This window comes from Legionella hackeliae (assembly GCF_000953655.1).
Lineage (GTDB): Bacteria > Pseudomonadota > Gammaproteobacteria > Legionellales > Legionellaceae > Tatlockia > Tatlockia hackeliae.
Genome location: NZ_LN681225.1, coordinates 1,639,068 through 1,659,453, shown reverse-complemented (window position 1 = coordinate 1,659,453; position 20,386 = coordinate 1,639,068). Strand labels below are relative to the sequence as shown.

The following is a 20,386-nucleotide window of genomic DNA, read 5'->3' as shown; positions in this document are numbered from 1 at the left end:
TCGCTATGCGGCAACCAGCTTAAAAAGTTTAAACCATAGCTTCTATTTCATCGCGATGGCTATGGAAAGAATGAACAGGGGTTATACCATAGTGATTGGCAATAAATTCTTCTTTTATAGCTAAAACCTGCTCTTCTTTTAACCGTGCACCATATTGCCCTACAACTTCTGCCGCTGCTCTATTGGCTAGTACTGTTGCTAATTGCGGAGCATATCCATGTGTGATTGCATAGAGATAAGCCCCTGCGAACATATCCCCTGCTCCAACGCTATCTACGGCGTCCATAGGCATTGTGGGGACAGAGAGTATCTCACCATCTACAGCAACGATGGCACCAAGACTACCGCAAGTTACGATTAAATGTCTTGTTAAAGGTTGCAACAAAGCAATTGCCGCCTCCAAGTCATTTGTGTCTGTAAACAATAAGGCTTCTTCTTGATTACAAAATAGGAGATCAACATGCCCATCGATAACACTCAATAAATCATTCTTAAAATAGCGAACAATATTGGCATCAGATAAAGTTAATGCGACTTTGGTCCCGGAAGTTTTAGCATGGCGTTTAGCCACCAACAGTGCGTTACGAGCTGTTGGGGAAGTGACTAAGTAACCTTCGAGATAAAGATAGTCTGCTGCGGCTATCGCATCTAAATTCAGTACTTCAGTGCATAAACTTTCTGAAATCCCCAAATGGGTATTCATTGTACGCTGTGCATCATCAGTGACTAGAACAAGGCACTGCCCTGTGATACCTGGTGACAAGTTTTGTGAATTTAAATTGCAATCGATGCCTAAGGCGGATAACTCCTTAAGGAACAGGTGACCTTCTTCATCATCAGCGACTTTGCAGCTATAAAATCCTCGACCACCAAACTGACTTAGAGCAATCATGCTATTTGCTGCTGATCCACCGCAACCACTATGGCAAAATGTTCCGGTCAGAGCGGTTAGTAAACGTTGGTGAGTTGCTTCATCTGTTAAAGTCATCACTCCTTTTTCAATATTTAGGGCACTAAGGAGTGCCTCATCCACCTTTGCATCTCTATCCAGTAAAGCATTCCCTATTCCATAGACGTGATATTTTTTTATTTCTTTCATTAGGCATGAACCTTCATAATGGTTGCCAAAACTGATTCTGCAGCTTCCATTGTTAAACGAATTTCTTCTTGTTTGTGAGCGCTTGATACAAAACCTGCTTCATACATTGAAGGCGCAAAATAAACCCCTTTATTCAACATACCATGGAAGAATTGTTTGAATAATGGCTCATCAGAGGATGCAACGTCATGATAATCCGCAACTTGCTTTTTAGAATTAAAGCAAAAGCCGAACATACCCCCCAAAGACGCATAGCAAAAAGGAATCTTGAAAGACTCAACAACTTCAGCCAGGCCTTTGACCATAGCAGCAGTAGTCTCACTGAGTTTTTCATAAAAACCGGGTTTTTCTATTTCTGTTAGCGTTGCCAAACCCGCAGCCATGGCTAAGGGATTACCCGATAACGTTCCGGCTTGATAAACAGGTCCTTCAGGAGCCAGATGACTCATGATATCGGCTTTCCCACCAACAGCGCCAACTGGCATGCCTCCTCCGATGACTTTACCCAATGTGGTAAGATCAGGGGTTATATTAAATAAGGCCTGAGCCCCCCCTAAGGCTACTCGGAATCCAGTCATCACTTCATCAAAAATTAATAATGCGCTGTGGGCATCACACAAATCACGTAAACCTTGGAGAAACCCAGGTTGGGGCTGTACAAATCCCATATTTCCAGCCACAGGCTCTAAAATAATTGCTGCAATATCATTTGGATATTTAGCAAATAAGGCTGCTGTCTGTTCAAGGCTATTAAAATCTGCAGTTAAGGTATGTTCTGTAATGCTTGCAGGGATACCTGGTGTAGATGGAATACCTAACGTTAATAAACCTGAACCGGCTTTAACAAGGAGACTATCATTGTGGCCATGATAACAACCGTTAAATTTGATAATTTTATTTTTCCCAGTGAACCCTCGCGCTAGTCGTATAGCGGTCATCGTCGCCTCAGTACCCGAATTAACCATTCGAACTTTTTCAATGGCAGGCATAATATTGGTTATTTTTTGCGCAAGCCTTACTTCAAGCTCGGTCGGTGCACCAAAACTCATTCCACTATGCAAAACGTCACTGACAGCTTGAACTACGTGAGGGTGGCAGTGGCCGAGAATTAATGGTCCCCAGGAACCCACATAATCAATGTACGATTTATTATCAGCATCGATTAAATAAGCTCCTTTGCCCTGTTTAAAGAAGATTGGCTCACCACCAACTCCTTTAAATGCGCGTACAGGTGAATTAACGCCACCAGGAATTACTGTCTGCGCTTCTTCAAACAATTGTTGAGAATAAGTCATGACTACTCCATCGTCCTTAAATAGCCAGTATTCTACAGTTTTTTGATGACAATGACAAAAATTATGACAAGAGCAGCTTTACATTAAGAGGCGCAATCGCTAAATTAGCCCCTTTAAATTTTGAGTAAAAAAGTATGCAAGAGTATAAACGTTTTATCTGTGTTATTTGCGGTTTTATATATGATGAAGCTGAAGGCTGGCCTGAAGATGGAATTGAGCCGGGTACACGTTGGGAAGATGTGCCTGAAAATTGGTTTTGTCCTGACTGTGGCGCTGGAAAAGAAGACTTTGAAATGGTTGAAATCGACTAATTAGTCACTCCCAGAGTGATTAATTAGAAGGGCTTAACAACAACCAACAAAACGATAACTATCAGGAATAAAGTAGGTAACTCATTAAATATTCGATAGAAAGTTGCAGTTTTTGTATTTTTTCCTTTTACAAATTGTTGTCTGAAATGTCCGCAAGCAAGATGATAAATCCACAGTACAACGACCAATCCGAGTTTGGCATGCATCCATCCAGCCTTTAAATAATAGGAAGGGTTATACAAAAGCAGAGCCAAACCTAAAACAGTTGTAACTATTCCTGCAGGCCAGGTAATCCCATAATACAGCCGTCTCTCCATTATTTTAAAGCGCTCAAGGCTAATTCTATCACTCGTTTGAGCATGATAAACAAAAAGACGTGGTAGATAAAAAAGACCTGCAAACCAGGCCACCATAGCAATAATATGAAAAGCTTTTATTGTTAACATATACCAACCTAGTGTTTACGCTTATGTTGACGGGAACGTCTCAACAAATTAAGCGCCTCTACCCCTAAAGAAAAGCCCATCGCAAAATAAATATAGCCTCGCGGGATATGGAAAGAAAAACTATCTGCAACCAAAACCATACCAATCAGAATTAAAAAGCTTAATGCCAGCATTTTAATGGTGGGATGCTTATCGATAAATCGACTAACAGGCTCACTTGCATAAACCATAACCAGAATAGCGCAGGTAATCGCTGCTGCCATTACCCAGAAATGACTTGTTAAACCAACCGCAGTAAGGACACTGTCTAAGGAGAAGATAATGTCCATTAGGGCTACTTGAATTACAACCCCTTTGAACGTGATCGCTTTATTTCCATGTGGTTTGGTTAAATCTTCAATAGGACTTTCACCCACTTCATAATGAATTTCTTGAGTGGCTTTAGCAATTAAGAAAAGCCCACCTCCGAGGAGAAATAAATCACGACCTGATAAATGAAATTCCCCTATACTAAACAAGGGCGTCGTTAATTTTGCAAGCCATACCGCCGAAGCCAAAAGTATTAACCGGGTTATCCATGCAAATGCCAACCCCCACCTGCGAGCCTTCCTTCGTTGCTCTTTGGGAAGTTTTTCCGTTAAAATTGATAAAAAAACCAGATTGTCTATTCCTAAGACTATCTCTAGAATTGTCAGGGCTGAGAGACTTAAAACAATATCTAAAATATCCATTTTACTATTTTTACTTAATTCGAAAGATATATTGTCTACTGGAATTAACAAAAGGTAAATGATTCACTTTTTTTAAAATCTGAGCTATAATAATGCGGCGTTAGGAAGGCTATTTTCAGGGTGACCACAATAATTAAGTTAATCAAAAAGCTGTTACGTAAATCCAGAGCCCAGCATGAGCCTGTGGATGCTAGCTACATTATTCCGCGCACTCAACACAATGTTTCTAAAACTGACATTAGTATTAATGCACTTAAAGTTTTGAATCGTCTCAATAGTGCTGGTTTTCAAGCCTATTTAGTAGGTGGCAGCGTTCGCGATTTACTTCTAGGTAAAGCACCTAAAGATTTTGATATCGCTACGAATGCAACTCCAAATCAAATTAAAAAACTGTTTCGTAATGCACGAATTATCGGACGACGTTTTAAACTAGTTCATATTATTTTCCATCGCGACATTATTGAAGTTGCTACCTTTCGTGGAGCGAGTGAATCTGAATGTGAAACTGTTGAGGCTAATCAGTTAACTAATGAACGAGGAATGTTGGTTCGTGATAATGTCTACGGCACTCTTGATGAAGATGCCTGGCGCCGCGATTTCACCGTGAACTCTCTCTATTACAATATTGATGATTCTTCAATTGTCGACTTCACAGGTGGTGTAGCAGATGTTCAGCAACGTTTATTGCGTGTCATCGGTGATCCTGTAACGCGCTATCAGGAAGATCCTGTACGCATGTTGCGAGCTGTTCGTTTTAGTGCAAAATTGCACTTTGAATTAGCAGAAGACACTGCAGCACCCTTGCAAACGCTGAGTCATTTAATTAAACATGTTTCCGGCTCACGTTTATTTGATGAAATGACTAAGTTATATCAATGCGGTGAGGGTGAAACGGTTCAGCGTTTATTGGTAAAGCATGGTTTGTTCCCTCATCTTTTCGAGCAAACAGCAAATCTGCTGTCGAATGATGAGTACCCCGTAAATGCCTTACTTGGCATTGCTTTAGAGAATACTGATTCACGCATCCGCGACAATAAGCCAATCACACCAGCATTTCTTTTTGCAGTATTACTCTGGTTCCCTTTAAAAGCACGTACTATTTATTTGCAAGAAAAAGAAGGTATGGATCCGCTACCAGCTCTAGAAAAAGCGATGTCACAAGTCATTATGGAGCAAAATCGCGTGGTCACTATTCCAAAACGTTTCAGTCAAGTCATGCGAGAAATTTGGCTACTCCAATTCCGCTTTCCTAAACGATTTGGCGGACGAGCCTTTAATTTATTACAACACCCGCGTTTTCGAGCTGCTTATGATTTCTTGGCTTTACGGGCCTTGGCTGGCGATGAGGCTATTGAACTTGCACAATGGTGGACAACATTTCAAGAATCCGATGAAAAAGCTCAATTAGCGATGGTAAAAGCTCTTACACCTCAATCTTCATCACAAAAGCCCCGTAAACGGCGAAAACCTAAAACGACGACTACGACCTCTTCGCAATGAATCTCTGCTATTTAAGTCTTGGCAGTAACTTAAGCTCACCCGAACGTCAGCTCAGAACAGCTATTGAAACGCTGCGGCGCTTACCTGCAACCTCCTTATTGAAGGTTGCAACACTTTATCGCAGTAAAGCCTGGGGCAGAAAAAGCCAACCTGATTTTGTAAATACCGTTGTCATGCTCCAAACCACTCTTACTCCCCAACAATTATTAGCTGAATGTCAAAAGATAGAGAAACAACAGGGACGAGTAAGAAAGGTTAAATGGGGAAGCAGAACTCTAGATATAGATATTCTTTTATACGGTTCATTAACAAAGAAAACGAAACCGCTAATCCTCCCTCATCCGCGTATTCACTTAAGAGATTTTGTTTTTGTTCCATTGCTTGAAATTGCATCCCAACCAATCACACTGAATGGCAAAGAATTAACTAAACTCATTGAAAAAGATGAATATTGTTTGACCATCAAGTCAGAGCATCAAAAGTAAACTAAACTGATTATAGTTACAAATTTATTCGCTGAGGAGATGAATGCGTCTATTAGTGGATAATATTCTTCCTCCCTATGTTTTCTTAATTGTAGCAATCATTTTTTTGGCTACTAGCTGGTATATTTTTTCTTTAAAAAGAAGATTACCACCTCTACGGGATTCGCAAAGAATAAGCAGCCTTTTGGTGGGAATTCTTAGTGGTTTTTATAGTATTTTTTTAGGTTTTATTATTTACCTGCTTTGGAATGACTATCAAGATGCGCGAAAGCTTGTCGTTGAAGAAACCACTAAATTATACGTTCTTTCTGAGAGTACAAAAGACTTTCCCCCGCAAGTCTTTGCAACAATAGAAAAAGATCTTACTGATTATATTACACTTGTTAACAACGAAGAATGGTCCTCAATGAGAGATGGACGTGAACATTTAAAAGCCCAATTAGCAATTGATAAACTTTACAGTGACTTAATTAGCTATAGACCCAAAGATAGTATTACCCAACTTTATTACCAACAAGCTTTAATAGCATTAAACCAGGCAATTGAGTACCGCAATCACCGTATTAACTTGCTAAATCTAGCTATTCCTAATGCTTGGTATATGATGATTTTTATTGGTGCGTTTTCAATTTTAACCATGAGTATTTTTTTAATAAAAGATACCCTCATTAATACAATCATGCATATTTTTCTCTGTATCTTTCTTGCCTTTTATGTCACAGCGGTGACAGTGTTAAGCTATCCTTTTTCAGGTGTGGTCTCAATATCCAATGAACCCTTCGAAAAGCTGCTGCATCTTATTGAAAATCAATCCGAATCGAAGAGTAGTTATTTGCTACCTCAACAAGAAAAAATCAACTACACTTAAGCGTAATGGACTGTCGTTAAGCGAGGAAATCGTGTACACATCTATTTTGCTTGCAACCGATTTGAGCGATCAACATTTTGATATTTGTAAAAAGGCAGCTCAAATTGCACATAATTTTAATGCCAAGCTTCATTTGTTACATGTGATTGAACCACCTACAAGTTTGCAGTTAGCACAAAGCCTTGGATTTGCTGAACTTGCTAATCCAGTTAAAGATGATGCACAGACTGTGATGAGCCTACTAGGCGATGCTTTAAATATTCCGCTAGAGCAACAGCATATTGAAATAGGATCACTTAAAACACATATCCTGGAAAAAGTGAAGGCGCTGGGTTGTGGTTTAATTATTCTAGGAAGCCATACCCCTAGCGCTGTCCCCGCTTTCCTTGGTAGTACTGCTTATGCAATGCTTCATCATGCTCCCTGTGATGTATTAACTTTGAGGACATCTTCGATGGAAGAGTTATAAATTTTAGAGAACACGTGAGAACTATAGATAATCCTATTTTTTCTTCACGTGTTTCATTAATCGTCTTTTTCGTTGAATCTGTCGTTCTGTCAATTTATTTTTCTTATCTTTAAACGGATTAGTTCCACTTTTGAACTCTAATTTCAGTGGTGTACCGATAAGACCTAGTTGCTTTACAAAGGCATTATTAAGATATCGCTTGTAGCTATCAGGCAATGAATCCAATTGGTTACCATGAATAACAATAATGGGTGGATTATGTCCGCCGGCATGTGCATAACGCAATTTTATACGACGACCTTGTACTAAAGGAGGAGTATGTTGACTAACAAAATCTTGCAATAAACGAGTCAGTTTCGGGGTAGAAAATGCCTGCATTGCCGACCCGTAGGCTTGCTCAATGTCTTTGAACAATAAGCCTACTCCAGTACCGTGCAAGGCAGAAATAAATCGCATTTTGGCAAAATTTACAAAGTGAAGACGACGAGACAACTCTTGACGAACATGCTCTTTGTGTTCCTCAGTAAGGCCATCCCATTTATTCACTGCAATGACCAAGGCTTTACCTGTTTCAATAACGAAACCCAATAAATGCATATCTTGCTCAGTCAAACCTTCTTTTGCATCTAAAAGCATCATGCAAACATGCGATTCCTTAATCGATTGCAGAGTTTTGATGACAGAAAACTTTTCAATTTTTTCATCAACGCGCGCACGCCGTCTGACACCTGCGGTATCGATAAGCACATAGGGCTTCTCATCTCTTGTAAAAGGAATAGAGATACTATCGCGAGTCGTGCCGGGCATGTCATAAACAACAACACGTTCTTCACCCAGGATGCGATTAATTAATGTGGATTTTCCTACATTAGGGCGGCCCACAAAGGCAATTTTGATCGCTTTATTATCTGTTTCTTCTTCTACGGCAGGTTCAAAGGTTGCTGTTAACTGACTAAGCAACGTATGCATACCCCGACCATGGGTTGCAGAGATAGGATGTATTTCATCAAATCCCAATGATTGAAACTCAGCACAAGCTACATCTTCTTGAAGGCCATCTACCTTATTAACAATAAGGTAAACATGCTTATTAGATTTTCGAAGTTGTTGAGCAATATTCTCATCTATCCCTGTTAACCCAGCACGTCCATCAACCAAAAATAAAACATAGTCAGCCTCTTCCAAGGCAACAGTGGATTGTTTTGACATCAAGGCATCTACGGCCACATCATCGACACCTACTCCACCCGTATCAATAACAATAAATGGCTTCTCCTCGAAATGGGCTTCTCCATACTGTCTATCACGAGTGAGTCCAGGGAAATCTGCGACCAACGCGTCCTGAGTACGCGTTAGTCGATTGAATAAAGTTGATTTTCCTACATTTGGTCGACCAACAAGGGCAATAACAGGAATCATTAATTAACTCACAGAAAATCGATTTAGCTTGCCATTATTAGTCATGACATAGATATTATTACTAGATACTGAGGGGGCTGTTGTTATAGATCCACCAAGTTGTGCACGAGAAAGCAAATTACCATTATTTTTTGCGAGCACATGCAAGAGACCTGTTTTGTCCCCGACAACTAAGCGATTACCCATCAGAACAGGCTCAGTTAAACCACGAGCTTTTAAAGCCACTTGTTTCCAATTGACTTGCCCTGTTTGTCTGTTCAAAGCCCAAACAACATCGTCACTGTCTGTGATATACAATGTGGTATCATCAATCGCCATGTTTTTATAAACAGAGGCGGGTTTACGCCATAAAAATTGTCCATCAACAAGGGACAAGGCACCGACGTAGCCTTGATAGCTGGCAAGATAAACTACATTCCCACGAACTATAGGATCTGCATCGATATCAACTAGACGCTCAACATCACTTGATCCACTCGCGTAAGCAATACTGCGCTGCCAAACTAAATGGCCTGTGTCCAAATCAACAGCATCCATTTTACCGTCGGAATAGCCTACTAAAATAAGTTTATTAGCAACAATGACAGGTGACGAACTGGCTTTTAAAATTAAGCTTGGAGCACCATGTTCGGAAACCCAAAGCTGCTTTCCTGTCACGACATCGAAAGCATACAAATTACCATCGATCGTTTTTGCAATTATCTTGCTGTTGGTAATAATGGGTTTGGAAAGTACTTCACTAGAAACTTTTGCTGTCCATAATTCGCTACCATCCACTTGTTTTAGCAATACAATACTGGAGGAATCAGTACCTAGAGCAACTGAACCCGCCGATACGCTAGGACCACTTACTATTCCATTCGCTAATTTTTTAGTCCAGAGGGTTTTACCGTTTGACTTATCAACAGCCTCTATCGAACCGCTGGGATCAGCAGTATAGACAACATTACCTACGATGGCTGGCTTAAGCTTGAGATTAGCGTTAGATACTTTCGAGCTAACAGGAACTGACCATTTTTCCTGTAGAGCAACCTTCGGTTTGAGTGGTTCCAATTCAGTTGGCGTCGGTGTATTGTCTTTGCCAAGCATATAGTTATCAAGATGACTACAGGCGGGTAAAGCTATCGATAAAGCCAGAATTAATAGTTTCTTATTCATATACAATTTGACCTCTTAAGCAGCTTGGAGATTACCATCCTCTTTTCTCATAGATTGAGTCAGAGCGGCTAGTTCATTAGTTTTCATTTCTAGAAAAAGATTCCCCATTCCATTGGTGCGTGCTGCTGTAATCGCTTCCTTGTAAGAATTAAGTGCTTGCTGATATTTACCAGTAGCAGCATAAATATCACCTCTTAACTCATTAACAACAGGCATATACGTTTCATCATTCACTTGTGTTAATTCTGCTAATGCTTTGTCATAGGCTTTTTCAGCAGCAAAAAGACGAGCGATACGAATCTTTGCTACCTGCTTTAGCGACAGCATTTTTGAATGATTGGCTACATATTCTAAATTTTCTCGAGCCTTAGCATATTTATCATAGCCAACATAAAGTTTGGCTAATGTTAAACGTGCAGCATCTGCATAAACGGTTTGTCCATAATCATTAATTAATTGATTTGCATAAGCACGAACGCTCTTATTATCCTGGTTGGAAAAGGCAACCATCATATGCTCATAGGCACTTGAGGCTTGCATGCTTACTTTATATTGATGCCATGACCAATATTTATATCCCGCAACAATAAGCAACACAATAGAGAGTACTACCGTAATCACTGAGTTGTATTTCTGCCACCATTTTTTTATAGCTTCTAACTGTTCATCTTCTGTCATATATACTGACATATATCTATCTCCTACTGCCTTTCCAGAGAGCTCTGTATGTACTTGGCCAATTCCTGTTGTGGAATAGTTACTTGTTCTGCTTCTTTACGCAAGTTTTTTATACCTATTGTATGAGATTTTGCTTCATCTTCTCCAAGAATTAGCGCAAACTCGGCACCACTCTTATCTGCTTTTTTAAATTGGCTCTTGAATCCTCCACCGGCTGTATTAGTAATAACCTCCCAATCTGCACTAACATTTCTAAGCATTTCAGCAATTGCTAGAGCTTGTTGCATGGCTTCATCATTAGTTGCAATAATAAACAAAGAGGGGGATTTGGCAGCTTTTAGAGACAAATTTAATGTTTCCAGCAACAATAACAAACGTTCAATACCCATTGCAAAACCTATAGCCGGTGTTGGGTTACCACCTAATTGTTCTACAAGCACATCGTAACGTCCACCCGCACAAACGGTTGCCTGACTGCCTAATTTATCAGTAACCCACTCAAAAACAACATGGCCATAATAATCCAATCCCCTTACTAAAAAAGGATTAATCGTATATGAAATGCCTAATTTATTTAAACCCTCGCAAAGATCTGTAAAGCGCTTTTTACTATCCTCTCCCAGAGAATCAATGAGCTGAGGTGCGTCTTTGAGTAATGCCTGCATTTCTGGATTTTTACTGTCTAAAATTCTTAACGGGTTTCTATCCAAACGACGTTTACTATCTTCATCTAATTTATCAAAATGGGTTTTAAAATAATCGATAAGCTTATTACGATAATTTTGGCGTTCGCTTAGCTCTCCAAGTGTATTGATTTGCAATTGCACATGGTTTTCAATATTCAAGGCGTTCCAAATTCGACGACATAAGGCAATTAACTCAAGTTCGATTGCCACACCATTAATTCCTAAAGCTTCCACACCAAACTGGTGAAATTGTCTGTATCTACCCTTTTGTGGCTTTTCATGGCGAAACATCGCACCTATATACCAAAGTTTTTGCTGCTGGTTATGCAATAAGCCATGTTCGAGACATGCACGAAGACAACCTGCAGTTCCTTCTGGTCTTAGTGTCAGGCTATCTCCATTTAAATCAGTAAAAGTGTACATTTCCTTTTCAACTATATCAGTAACTTCACCAATTGATCGTTTGAATAGTTGAGTACTCTCTACTAACGGAAAACGAATTTCCTGATAACTATATTGCTTCATACATTGTATGAATACTGCTTCTAATGCTCTCCAAAAAGGGGTTTCCTGGGGCAACAGATCATTCATGCCCCTTACTGCCTGGATTTTTTCAGCCACCTTGATTCTCCAATGGTGTTAGCTGACCACTACTGCTTGTTGATGAAAACATCGATTGCATTTTAGAAAGATCAGTTAATCGAATATCTGGGTCACTATTTTTTGCTACAGTTTCATTTTGTGCACTTTTTGCAGTGTCTATTTGCTGAGTATCCCTAATCTTTTGCCACCATATCCCTACTGCAACTACAGCAGTAATAGCAATTAATCCTGTTAACCAACGAACAACACGCTCACCTTTATTAGACTCACGTTTGCTTTGCCATAACGCTTTTTCCAATTTCCTTTCAGAAGTATGCATACTATTAAAAGCAGCAAGTAACGGTTCAGCAGGAACACCTAATAATTTTGCATAGGCGCGTAGATATCCTTTAATAAACACAGGCTCAGGCATTTGTTGGTAATTGTCTGCTTCCAATAACTCAATAATTCTAACTCTTAGATGCAATTTACCAGCAACATATTCCTGGCTATAGCCTTTCTTCTCTCGCACTTGCGCCAACTGCACACCTGGCTTCTCATGGTTGTCCTTATGAACCTCATCCATTGCTGTTGTTGTATTCATTATTTGCTCCGGTATAGTCCGTAAAATTGCTTAACTGCTGTAAACGATTTCTATAACTTAATTCAATATTCTTCTTACCTGCCTGATGCGCAACATCGACTGCTAAAGCAAGAAGAGCTGGATCATGAGCAGAGGGCTGCGCATATTTCTGCAAATACATTAATGCTCTATTTGCATGTTTTTGTTTAAGCTCTATTGTTACTAACTGATACAGCGATTCACTACGCTTAGGATCTTGCTTTAGAGCCCTCTCAAAATACTGTTTAGCTTTCCCATAATCGGGGATAGCTTCAGCACAGAGTCCTGCATTTTCATAAGCAGCAGCGGTATGTACATAGCGAACGTCACTCACTGCTTTGAGAAAATAGCTTTCGGCCTCACGGTATTGGCCGAGACGACATAAAAAAGTGCCGTAGTTATTTAACTGTGCTCCACTTTTCGGTGCGAGCGATAAAGCTTTCTGATAATAAATTTTTGCGTCTTTGATGTCACCCGTTTTTTCCAGAAAATAGGCCATCGCAACATTAACATCCGCAGAATTTGGGGCTAAATCCAGTGCAGTTAATAATTTTCGTTTTGCTCGAGGCATATCACCCTGTTTTAAATAAGCTATACCTAACTGCGCATTATAAGCTGCGGCCTCTTGTGATTTGGCTTTATTGGAAGCAGTTTCCACTACTTTCTCTGCGACCTGGTGCTGGCATGCCGTCAAGAATAACACGATTAAAAAAGGTAAAACGCGCAATAAATTCAACACATTCTTCACATAGCGCAAAAAAGATGGACTATTATAACCGTGAACATAGAAATTTAAAAAGAATTATGTGCTTTTTCAGTGTTATTCAGTTTTTTTTGTATCGACAGTTTCGTTTGAAGGCACGAAATGCAATTTTTGCCAACGAGCTGAGCGGCTTGTCCGGTCTTTTACATCGCCTGCTAATTGTCCGCAAGCGGCATCAATGTCGTCACCGCGAGTTTTTCGCGTAATCGTATTAATGCCTTTTGCAACTAATCGATCACGGAATGCATCAATTGCTGCCTGTGAAGAACGTTCGTATTGTGTTAATGGAAAAGGATTAAATGGAATGAGGTTCACTTTAGAGGGAACGTCTCTTAGTAACTTAATGAGCTGGTCTGCATGCTCGGGCTGATCATTAACACCCTTTAACATGACATATTCAAAAGTAACCTTTCGCTTCGGTTCGTTTTTAAAGTAAGACTTACATATAGCCATCAATTCAGCTAAGGGATATTTCTTATTGATTGGTACCAGTTCATTACGCAATTTATCATTTGGGGCATGCAATGAAACGGCTAAGGCCACTGGACTTACCTCACGTAGTCGTTGCAAATCGGGCAATACACCTGAAGTGCTCAAGGTAACTCGACGTTTTGAAAGGCCGTAGGCAAAATCATCCATCATAATATCCATGGCAGCGACTACGTTGTCAAAATTAAGCAAGGGTTCTCCCATGCCCATCATGACGACATTAGTAATTCGCTTATCATGCGCACCGTGTTGTTGAGAGAGTTCTCTAGCAGCAAGCCATACTTGCCCGATAATTTCTGCTGTACTTAGGTTACGGTTAAAACCTTGCTTTGCAGTTGAACAAAAACTGCAATTTAATGCGCATCCAACTTGTGAGGAAACACATAATGTCCCTCTGTTTTTTTCAGGAATGAAAACAGTTTCGATGCAGTTACCACAATCTAGCTTAAGTAGCCATTTATGAGTTCCATCGCTAGATTTTTGGCAAGTTACAATTTCAGGCAATCGAATTTCTGACATCTGGGCAAGTTTTTCTCGAAGTGATTTGCCCAGATTGCTCATTTGTGAAAAGTCATGAAAACCAGCCTGATGAACCCATTGCATCACTTGTTGCGCACGATAAGGCTTTTCCCCCAAATCGCTAAAAAAACTGCGCATTTGCTGATAATTGAAATCCAATAGATTAATTTTCTGACTCATCACATTTTACCTCTACAACAAATTATTTTTTGCAAATTTCATGAGGCTCAAAGAAAAACGCAATTTCTTGTGCAGCAGTTTCTGCACTGTCTGAACCATGAACAGCATTTGCATCGATACTATCAGCAAAATCAGCACGGATTGTACCTGGAGCAGCTTCTTTAGGGTTAGTCGCACCCATCAATTCACGGTTTTTAGCAATGGCATTTTCACCATGTAAAACCTGAATCATCACTGGGCCAGAAATCATAAAAGATACCAAATCATTAAAGAAAGGTCGTGCTTTGTGTACTGCATAAAAACCTTCAGCTTCTTGACGTGTCAATTGCTTCATTTTAGCCGCAACAATATCCAATCCAGCATTTTCAAAACGCGAATAGATTTGTCCAATCACTGATTTAACAACCGCATCAGGTTTAATAATCGATAAAGTTAATTCTTTTGCCATAACGCCTCCAAATTACTGAGATTAAAAGCGCCATAGTATACACGATATGAGGGTTGGCTGGCTAATTAAATTAACTTTAGTGATTTAAACCCGTTACAATATGAACGAATCATTAACTTTGTTCGCCAATTGCGGTATCAAAATAAAGCGATTCGCGATTTTCTTCCGTTTGTACCGGGTCAACACGGTATTCAGGAAGTAGCCGAATTAATTCATTAGTCTTGAGAATTAAATTATAAAAATTAGTACGAAAATCTCTCAAAGAAGCGGTCATCGCGGCTATCTTATCGATAAAATCCTGCAGAGAAGTCTCAGATTCAGACATAAAGTTTCGTAAAGTTCCAATTTGTTCAATAAACACTTGCTTTGAGTCACTGGAAAGTTGTTGTTGAATGATTTTCTCAACTCGTTTCCAACCGTCAGCTTGAGTGTTTGCAACAGAAGTTTTTGAAAAATCTTGCATAATTAACAGGATATTAATGGACTGCAAAATGGCATTTTCATTAACGACAATCTGCTGTGATTGCAAAGCCGTTTTAATTTTCTTTGCAACTTGTTGCAAAATCTTATGCCATTCCTCAACCATTTTAATAAGACTTCGCTGACTGTCTGCAATTAAACGCGAGTGTGTTAATTCATGCTCATGAAACTCCTCACCCAATTTTATTAATGCCTGACGCTCTTTTTCAAGATCATCTCGAGTATATCCACCTGGAGAGTCTTCGGTTTTATTAGACTCACCTGACAACAAGTAATCAACGAACAATTTCTGTGCGTAAACCTGATAATCATGGGCTTGCTGCAAAATAATTCCATTTAAAACATTTTTTAACGGAACTCGCATTAATTGATGATAAAACGTATTGGGGCTTTTTATTGCACTGATTAAATCTTCTTGCTGTAAACGAATTTTATAACGTTCAAGGATCCGTTCAACTGTAACTAAACCATAAGTTGATAGCCATTGTGATAGCTCATTTTCTACTTCTACTTTTTCTACGCTCATTATTAGTCCAATATGATTTTTACAACAGTCTGTGATATAAACGCACTATTTTATGAGTATAGTGTAAATTATCATGCTAAGCCCAGTTGTTAGTGATTTGCAAATTTTAATTGATTTTCTTCGCATTTCTACCCCTGCGCAATGGTTAGAAGCTGCCATTCACAATTTACCTACTCTTTTAATTGATCATGCCCACTGTGAACGAAAAGCAGCCGCAACAGCAATAAACTTTATGAGCAAATACCCTGAACATGCCGACTTAGTGGCAGTCATGTCACCTCTAGCACGGGAAGAATTACTACATTTTGAGAAAGTGGTCGAATTCATGAAACAGCGCCAGATAGATTTCGGACCATTGCAATCCTGCAACTACGCGCAAAAGATCCATAAGTATGTGACTAAAGGTGGTTGTAAGGAGCGGTTAAGCGATCAGTTAATCGTTGGCGCGATTATCGAAGCGCGATCCTGCGAGCGTTTTCATTCTCTACTTTCAGTATTGCATGATCCACAGTTAGAAAAGTTCTATGCTTCCCTGGTGAAATCAGAGTCACGTCATTTTCAAGATTATTTGCGCCTTGCCAGGCTTTATGGTGGTGATATCGATAATCGAATAGATTTTTTGCTACAAATTGAAAATAAACTGATTTGTTCAGAAGATACGGTATTCCGCTTTCACAGTGGAATACCTCATGAATTTATGAATGCTTAATTTAAGGACCAGGTACTGTTGGCGTGTTTTCTTCTCGCTCTTCCAAAGCCATTGCAAAACGGTCCTTTAAGTAGCTATGAAGGCCATGCGCTTGATCTTGTTTTAAATTATCAAACACAGCTTTATCGGTCACCAAGTCCCCGGTAGTATCATTCTTTAAAGTAAAGCCTGAACTTGGATTAGCACGATCGACTTGTAAGGTATAACCTCGGTCTTTAGCCCAAGCAGATAATGCGGCATCGAAGAATTGTTTCTCTTGCGGGGTAATCGCTTGATTATCAGCAGTGATTGACGTTTTTATATGGCCAGTGTCATCCATGGCTACAGTATAATTAACCTCTGGCATATGGGCTTTATCACCTTTTATCGTCAACTTATCACTATTTGATTTATCCCAGGATATATTAGGCAACGCGTCATAGCCCATTGAAGCATGAAGATATTCAGCAAAAACTCTAAGATAAGACACTAAGCTGTTCATACCAGTAGCCCATTCCACGTATGCTTCAGATCGGCCATCAAGCATCTTTTTGATATTGTCTTCAACCTGTTCACGTAGCTTATCGCTGGCAGCCCCTTTTTGATTTTTACGCATCCCATTCAACTCATTTCTTGCTTCCTGAGTTGCTTGTGCATTTTCTTGGGCGGTTCTTTGTTCACCACGTTGTAGCATCGATTTAGTGAAAGGATCAGCCCCAGGTCCCTCCGGTTCTTTTTTTACTCGATTAAAAATATTCATTTCACTCTCCGCGGACAAATCGTACAAATTCAAAGCCGTTTGTCTTATCATAACACAGCAACTGGGGGCTGTCATCCCAATCGCTTAAGACATATTGACTATATATACTTTTATTATACTGATAATTTCTTAAGCCTGGCTTATGTGTGTGGCCATGGATTAAAATATTTATATTATGCTTTTGCATGTGCTTGAGCATAGGGGCAACAGCTACATCCATATCTTCCATTCGTTTATTTTTATTATTCTGACTGTGCTGCCGCACTTTATTCACTAATCCATTGCGTAGGTGCAACGGCAAATGCAGGAAAATTTGCGTAAACCAGCGGTTTCTCGTTAATCGTCGAAACCATTGATGCGCCCTATCTTTAGTACAATACCTGTCACCATGCACCAGCATAATATCATTACCTAATTTAATGATTGCTGGTTCTGCCAGTATTTCCATACCAGCGGCTTTAGCAAATTGCTGACCTAATAAAAAATCACGATTCCCATGCATATAGTAAATTTTTACCTGTTGCTGTGACAGCCAATGCAATCGTTCTGCAACCAGCTTACTCCAGGGCTCAAGGCCATCATCCCCAGCCCAGGCATGGAAAAAGTCTCCCAGAATATAAAGAGTTCGCGTATTGACAGCAGCCCATTCAATAAAAGTATTAAATCGAGCGGTGATTTGCTTTTCTTCTGGGTGCAAATGTAAATCGGAAATAAAAACAGCATCTAACATAAGGGTTCTATATGAATATGTTCATCCTGTAAATAAATTTGACAAGGTCCGGCATGCTGCTCAATAGCATCACTTAAGCGGTAAAAACCTGCAATGGAGACCAACTCCGCATCAAGAGAATGGCAAAATATACGGGCTTGTTTATCGCCCGAAATTCCTGCTAATGCTCGACCTCGCAAAGCACCATAAACATGAATATTACCATCAGCGAGCAATTCAGCACCATGACTAACTGATGCGGTAATGACCAAGTCCCCCCCCTTACTTACCACTTGTTGCCCGGAACGTACGGGTGTTGTTAACAATTTGCTCTTAAAAGGTTCACCTACTGTTACTTCCTGGGGTTCATCAACTAGAGGTTTATCATGTGATGAAGACGCATTTAACACAGCTAATCCCTGACATTGCGCTAATGTTGTCAAAAATGGATTCGCACCCTGGACAGCGACCGGCAACAAATGATGCTCACGCATACATTGACAAAATGATTGCAAATCAATTTCAGCATCTTCGAGTGCACTGCAATCCAGAACAACAGGCGTTCTATCAAAAAGACGCGGTGCTTTTGCAATAATTTCAATTAGTTGCTGCTCGAACAACGCACGATCACGGCTCATTAATTGTAATACAGTCAATGTATACAAGCGCCCTTTGAGCTTAAAAGCCTGTGATTTCAACAAATTATCAACCATAATCTCGATATCCATCACCTTGTTTTTTGTTTATACTACCATGAGGGGATTAATAACAGAAGGATATAAACGTGGAGAAAATTTGGTTACAACATTACCAAAAGGGCGTTCCTTATACGATTGATGTTAATGCGTACACTTCGATTGTCGCGTTATTCGAAGAATCTTGCCGCAAATATGCCTCTCAAGTTGCATATGTTAATTTGGGCAGCCCCATAACTTATGCAGAGCTCGATAAACAAAGCGCTCAGTTTGCCACTTATTTACAGCAATTAGGCTTAAAAAAAGGGGCACGTGTCGCCATTATGATGCCAAATGTGTTGCAATACCCTATTGCACTTTTTGGAGTATTAAGAGCCGGCTATATCGTTGTTAATACAAATCCACTTTACACCAGTGATGAAGTAGCTCACCAAATGGATGATTCAGGTGCAGAAGCAATCATTGTGCTGGCAAACTTTGCCAAAACAGTTGAGAAAGCCCTACCTCATACAAAAATCAAACATGTGGTCATTACCCAAATAGGCGATGTATTTCCCACTGTTAAAAAAGTTATCGTCAATGCTGTCGTTAAGTACATTAAAAAAATGGTTCCCGCTTATAACATCCCTCATGCCATTAGTTTTAACGACGCATTAAAGCAAGGAGAGACAGGTCATTTAGAACCCGTAGAGATAGATCATCAATCCATCGCTTTCCTTCAATATACAGGTGGAACCACTGGAGTATCCAAAGGCGCGATTTTAACGCACGGAAATATGGTGGCGAACGTGCTGCAAGCGTCTTCGTGGATAGCACCGCTTTTAACAGAAGGCCAGGATATCATCGTTACCGCGCTCCCTCTCTATCATATTTTTTCTCTGACAGCGAACTGCCTAACCTTTATAAGAGCTGGTGCCAAAAATATTTTAATTACCAATCCAAGAGATATTCCGCATTTTATTTCTGAAATTAAAAACAGTGGCTTTACAGCAATTACTGGCGTTAATACCTTGTTTAACGCCTTGTTAAATAATGCCAAATTGCATGAAATTGATTTCTCTAAAGTAAAACTTGCCCTTTCAGGAGGTATGGCTTTACAAAAAAGCGTTGCCTTGAAATGGAAAGAGAAAACAAAAACAAGAGTACTTGAGGCATACGGGTTAACAGAAACCAGTCCCGCTGTTACGATCAATCCAATGTATTTAGATGATTATAATGGCAGTATCGGTTTGCCTCTGCCTTCCACAGATATAGCCATTCGAGACGATAAGGGGGACGATGTTGCTCCAGGCGATGCAGGCGAATTATGCGTCAAAGGTCCACAAGTTATGGCAGGCTATTGGCAACGCCCTGATGAAACTGCCCTGGTTTTCACGCAAGATGGTTTCTTGAAAACCGGCGATATCGCTCGAATGGATGAAAATGGATACATTTATCTTGTCGATCGTAAGAAAGACATGATTGATGTGTCCGGCTTTAATGTCTACCCTAATGAAGTAGAGCAAGTCATTAGTATGCATCCAGGCGTACTCGAGGTTGGTGTTGTTGGCGTATCCGATAATGAGTCTGGAGAGCGTGTTAAAGCCTGTATCGTCAAACGAGACCCCTCTTTAACAGCTGAGGATGTGATTGCTCATTGCCGTGAACACCTTACTGGCTATAAAATTCCTAAAGTTGTTGAGTTTTATAATGAGTTGCCCAAGACTAATGTTGGTAAAATTTTAAGACGTGCATTAAAAACAGAAGAAGCCGCTTAGAAATTACACACAATCCCGCGTGT

General features: G+C 39.9%; 23 protein-coding genes. 7 read left to right on the top strand and 16 right to left on the bottom strand.

What is annotated here, in order from left to right:
• Positions 1-28: 28 nt before the first annotated feature.
• The gene (locus LHA_RS07465) at positions 29-1,099 is read right to left on the bottom strand and encodes an adenosine kinase (RefSeq protein ID WP_065238329.1); all 1,071 of its coding nucleotides are present in this window, start codon (positions 1,097-1,099) and stop codon (positions 29-31) included.
• Positions 1,099-2,394: a glutamate-1-semialdehyde 2,1-aminomutase gene (gene hemL / locus LHA_RS07460; protein WP_045105984.1), complete on the bottom strand. Its 1,296-nt coding sequence runs from the start codon at positions 2,392-2,394 to the stop codon at positions 1,099-1,101. Before hemL ends, LHA_RS07465 begins: the two co-directional genes overlap by 1 nt.
• A gap of 134 nt (positions 2,395-2,528) precedes the next feature.
• Here hemL and LHA_RS07455 point away from each other — a divergent pair, with 134 nt between their 5' ends.
• Positions 2,529-2,705: a rubredoxin gene (locus LHA_RS07455; RefSeq protein ID WP_045105983.1), complete on the top strand. Its 177-nt coding sequence runs from the start codon at positions 2,529-2,531 to the stop codon at positions 2,703-2,705.
• 23 nt (positions 2,706-2,728) lie between these two features.
• Here LHA_RS07455 and hemJ read toward each other — a convergent pair whose 3' ends face one another.
• Both hemJ and LHA_RS07445 read right to left on the bottom strand, forming a co-directional pair.
• Entirely contained in the window at positions 2,729-3,151 is a 423-nt protein-coding gene (gene hemJ / locus LHA_RS07450) for a protoporphyrinogen oxidase HemJ (protein WP_045105982.1), read from the bottom strand.
• 8 nt (positions 3,152-3,159) lie between these two features.
• Complete coding sequence (locus LHA_RS07445) at positions 3,160-3,882, bottom strand: TerC family protein (RefSeq protein ID WP_045107462.1); 723 nt, start codon at positions 3,880-3,882, stop codon at positions 3,160-3,162.
• Positions 3,883-4,032: 150 nt separating this feature from the next.
• Between LHA_RS07445 and pcnB the strand changes: the two genes are divergently transcribed.
• From pcnB to LHA_RS07425, 4 genes are read left to right on the top strand one after another with little or no spacing between them, the layout of a single operon-like run.
• A complete protein-coding gene (gene pcnB / locus LHA_RS07440; RefSeq protein ID WP_045107461.1) occupies positions 4,033-5,382 on the top strand; it encodes a polynucleotide adenylyltransferase PcnB in 1,350 nt (449 codons plus the stop codon).
• A complete protein-coding gene (gene folK, locus LHA_RS07435; protein ID WP_045105981.1) occupies positions 5,379-5,867 on the top strand; it encodes a 2-amino-4-hydroxy-6-hydroxymethyldihydropteridine diphosphokinase in 489 nt (162 codons plus the stop codon). Before pcnB ends, folK begins: the two co-directional genes overlap by 4 nt.
• Before the next feature lie 43 nt (positions 5,868-5,910).
• The gene (locus tag LHA_RS07430; protein ID WP_045105980.1) at positions 5,911-6,735 is read left to right on the top strand and encodes a bestrophin-like domain; all 825 of its coding nucleotides are present in this window, start codon (positions 5,911-5,913) and stop codon (positions 6,733-6,735) included.
• Between the two features lie 31 nt (positions 6,736-6,766).
• Positions 6,767-7,204, top strand: a complete 438-nt coding sequence (locus LHA_RS07425) for a universal stress protein (RefSeq protein ID WP_045105979.1) — start codon at positions 6,767-6,769, stop codon at positions 7,202-7,204.
• Positions 7,205-7,237: 33 nt separating this feature from the next.
• Here LHA_RS07425 and der read toward each other — a convergent pair whose 3' ends face one another.
• The 9 genes from der to LHA_RS07380 all read right to left on the bottom strand — a co-directional run bounded on the left by der (position 7,238) and on the right by LHA_RS07380 (position 15,754).
• On the bottom strand, positions 7,238-8,623 hold the full coding sequence (gene der / locus LHA_RS07420; RefSeq protein WP_045105978.1) for a ribosome biogenesis GTPase Der: 1,386 nt from the start codon (positions 8,621-8,623) through the stop codon (positions 7,238-7,240).
• Between the two features lie 3 nt (positions 8,624-8,626).
• Positions 8,627-9,781, bottom strand: coding sequence for an outer membrane protein assembly factor BamB (bamB, locus tag LHA_RS07415; protein WP_045105977.1), 1,155 nt, complete (start codon positions 9,779-9,781; stop codon positions 8,627-8,629).
• Positions 9,782-9,796: 15 nt separating this feature from the next.
• A complete protein-coding gene (locus tag LHA_RS07410) occupies positions 9,797-10,471 on the bottom strand; it encodes a YfgM family protein (RefSeq protein WP_045105976.1) in 675 nt (224 codons plus the stop codon).
• Positions 10,472-10,482: 11 nt separating this feature from the next.
• Positions 10,483-11,766, bottom strand: a complete 1,284-nt coding sequence (gene hisS, locus LHA_RS07405; protein ID WP_045105975.1) for a histidine--tRNA ligase — start codon at positions 11,764-11,766, stop codon at positions 10,483-10,485.
• Positions 11,759-12,331, bottom strand: coding sequence for a helix-turn-helix domain-containing protein (locus tag LHA_RS07400; RefSeq protein WP_045105974.1), 573 nt, complete (start codon positions 12,329-12,331; stop codon positions 11,759-11,761). Before LHA_RS07400 ends, hisS begins: the two co-directional genes overlap by 8 nt.
• Positions 12,306-13,088 (bottom strand): type IV pilus biogenesis/stability protein PilW, encoded by a 783-nt coding sequence (pilW, locus tag LHA_RS07395; RefSeq protein ID WP_045105973.1) that lies wholly within the window; start codon positions 13,086-13,088, stop codon positions 12,306-12,308. Before pilW ends, LHA_RS07400 begins: the two co-directional genes overlap by 26 nt.
• A gap of 81 nt (positions 13,089-13,169) precedes the next feature.
• Entirely contained in the window at positions 13,170-14,300 is a 1,131-nt protein-coding gene (gene rlmN / locus LHA_RS07390) for a 23S rRNA (adenine(2503)-C(2))-methyltransferase RlmN (RefSeq protein ID WP_045105972.1), read from the bottom strand.
• A gap of 22 nt (positions 14,301-14,322) precedes the next feature.
• On the bottom strand, positions 14,323-14,748 hold the full coding sequence (gene ndk / locus LHA_RS07385; protein ID WP_045105971.1) for a nucleoside-diphosphate kinase: 426 nt from the start codon (positions 14,746-14,748) through the stop codon (positions 14,323-14,325).
• Between the two features lie 112 nt (positions 14,749-14,860).
• Positions 14,861-15,754: a hypothetical protein gene (locus LHA_RS07380; protein WP_045105970.1), complete on the bottom strand. Its 894-nt coding sequence runs from the start codon at positions 15,752-15,754 to the stop codon at positions 14,861-14,863.
• 73 nt (positions 15,755-15,827) lie between these two features.
• Here LHA_RS07380 and miaE point away from each other — a divergent pair, with 73 nt between their 5' ends.
• The gene (gene miaE / locus LHA_RS07375) at positions 15,828-16,463 is read left to right on the top strand and encodes a tRNA-(ms[2]io[6]A)-hydroxylase (protein WP_045105969.1); all 636 of its coding nucleotides are present in this window, start codon (positions 15,828-15,830) and stop codon (positions 16,461-16,463) included.
• A 1-nt stretch (position 16,464) separates the two neighbouring features.
• Here the strand turns inward: miaE and LHA_RS07370 are convergent, their stop codons facing one another.
• Genes LHA_RS07370 through minC form a run of 3 tightly spaced genes read right to left on the bottom strand, consistent with a single transcriptional unit; the run spans position 16,465 to position 18,624 of the window.
• Positions 16,465-17,202 (bottom strand): hypothetical protein, encoded by a 738-nt coding sequence (locus LHA_RS07370; protein ID WP_045105968.1) that lies wholly within the window; start codon positions 17,200-17,202, stop codon positions 16,465-16,467.
• 1 nt (position 17,203) lies between these two features.
• Positions 17,204-17,932, bottom strand: a complete 729-nt coding sequence (locus LHA_RS07365; protein WP_045105967.1) for a UDP-2,3-diacylglucosamine diphosphatase — start codon at positions 17,930-17,932, stop codon at positions 17,204-17,206.
• A complete protein-coding gene (minC, locus tag LHA_RS07360; RefSeq protein WP_045105966.1) occupies positions 17,926-18,624 on the bottom strand; it encodes a septum site-determining protein MinC in 699 nt (232 codons plus the stop codon). Before minC ends, LHA_RS07365 begins: the two co-directional genes overlap by 7 nt.
• Positions 18,625-18,695: 71 nt before the next feature.
• On the opposite strand from minC, the gene LHA_RS07355 reads away from it, so the two are divergent.
• Positions 18,696-20,363: an AMP-binding protein gene (locus LHA_RS07355; protein ID WP_045105965.1), complete on the top strand. Its 1,668-nt coding sequence runs from the start codon at positions 18,696-18,698 to the stop codon at positions 20,361-20,363.
• Positions 20,364-20,386: the final 23 nt, after the last annotated feature.

Excerpts from the sequence above, each read along its gene's own strand:
- LHA_RS07465 (WP_065238329.1), bottom strand. The coding sequence starts at position 1,099 with ATGAAAGAAATAAAAAAATATCACGTCTATGGAATAGGGAATGCTTTA.
- hemL (WP_045105984.1), bottom strand. The coding sequence starts at position 2,394 with ATGACTTATTCTCAACAATTGTTTGAAGAAGCGCAGACAGTAATTCCT.
- LHA_RS07455 (WP_045105983.1), top strand. The coding sequence starts at position 2,529 with ATGCAAGAGTATAAACGTTTTATCTGTGTTATTTGCGGTTTTATATAT.
- hemJ (WP_045105982.1), bottom strand. The coding sequence starts at position 3,151 with ATGTTAACAATAAAAGCTTTTCATATTATTGCTATGGTGGCCTGGTTT.
- LHA_RS07445 (WP_045107462.1), bottom strand. The coding sequence starts at position 3,882 with ATGGATATTTTAGATATTGTTTTAAGTCTCTCAGCCCTGACAATTCTA.
- folK (WP_045105981.1), top strand. The coding sequence starts at position 5,379 with ATGAATCTCTGCTATTTAAGTCTTGGCAGTAACTTAAGCTCACCCGAA.
- LHA_RS07430 (WP_045105980.1), top strand. The coding sequence starts at position 5,911 with ATGCGTCTATTAGTGGATAATATTCTTCCTCCCTATGTTTTCTTAATT.
- der (WP_045105978.1), bottom strand. The coding sequence starts at position 8,623 with ATGATTCCTGTTATTGCCCTTGTTGGTCGACCAAATGTAGGAAAATCA.
- bamB (WP_045105977.1), bottom strand. The coding sequence starts at position 9,781 with ATGAATAAGAAACTATTAATTCTGGCTTTATCGATAGCTTTACCCGCC.
- LHA_RS07410 (WP_045105976.1), bottom strand. The coding sequence starts at position 10,471 with ATGTCAGTATATATGACAGAAGATGAACAGTTAGAAGCTATAAAAAAA.
- LHA_RS07400 (WP_045105974.1), bottom strand. The coding sequence starts at position 12,331 with ATGAATACAACAACAGCAATGGATGAGGTTCATAAGGACAACCATGAG.
- rlmN (WP_045105972.1), bottom strand. The coding sequence starts at position 14,300 with ATGAGTCAGAAAATTAATCTATTGGATTTCAATTATCAGCAAATGCGC.
- ndk (WP_045105971.1), bottom strand. The coding sequence starts at position 14,748 with ATGGCAAAAGAATTAACTTTATCGATTATTAAACCTGATGCGGTTGTT.
- LHA_RS07380 (WP_045105970.1), bottom strand. The coding sequence starts at position 15,754 with ATGAGCGTAGAAAAAGTAGAAGTAGAAAATGAGCTATCACAATGGCTA.
- miaE (WP_045105969.1), top strand. The coding sequence starts at position 15,828 with ATGCTAAGCCCAGTTGTTAGTGATTTGCAAATTTTAATTGATTTTCTT.
- LHA_RS07370 (WP_045105968.1), bottom strand. The coding sequence starts at position 17,202 with ATGAATATTTTTAATCGAGTAAAAAAAGAACCGGAGGGACCTGGGGCT.
- LHA_RS07365 (WP_045105967.1), bottom strand. The coding sequence starts at position 17,932 with ATGTTAGATGCTGTTTTTATTTCCGATTTACATTTGCACCCAGAAGAA.
- minC (WP_045105966.1), bottom strand. The coding sequence starts at position 18,624 with ATGGTTGATAATTTGTTGAAATCACAGGCTTTTAAGCTCAAAGGGCGC.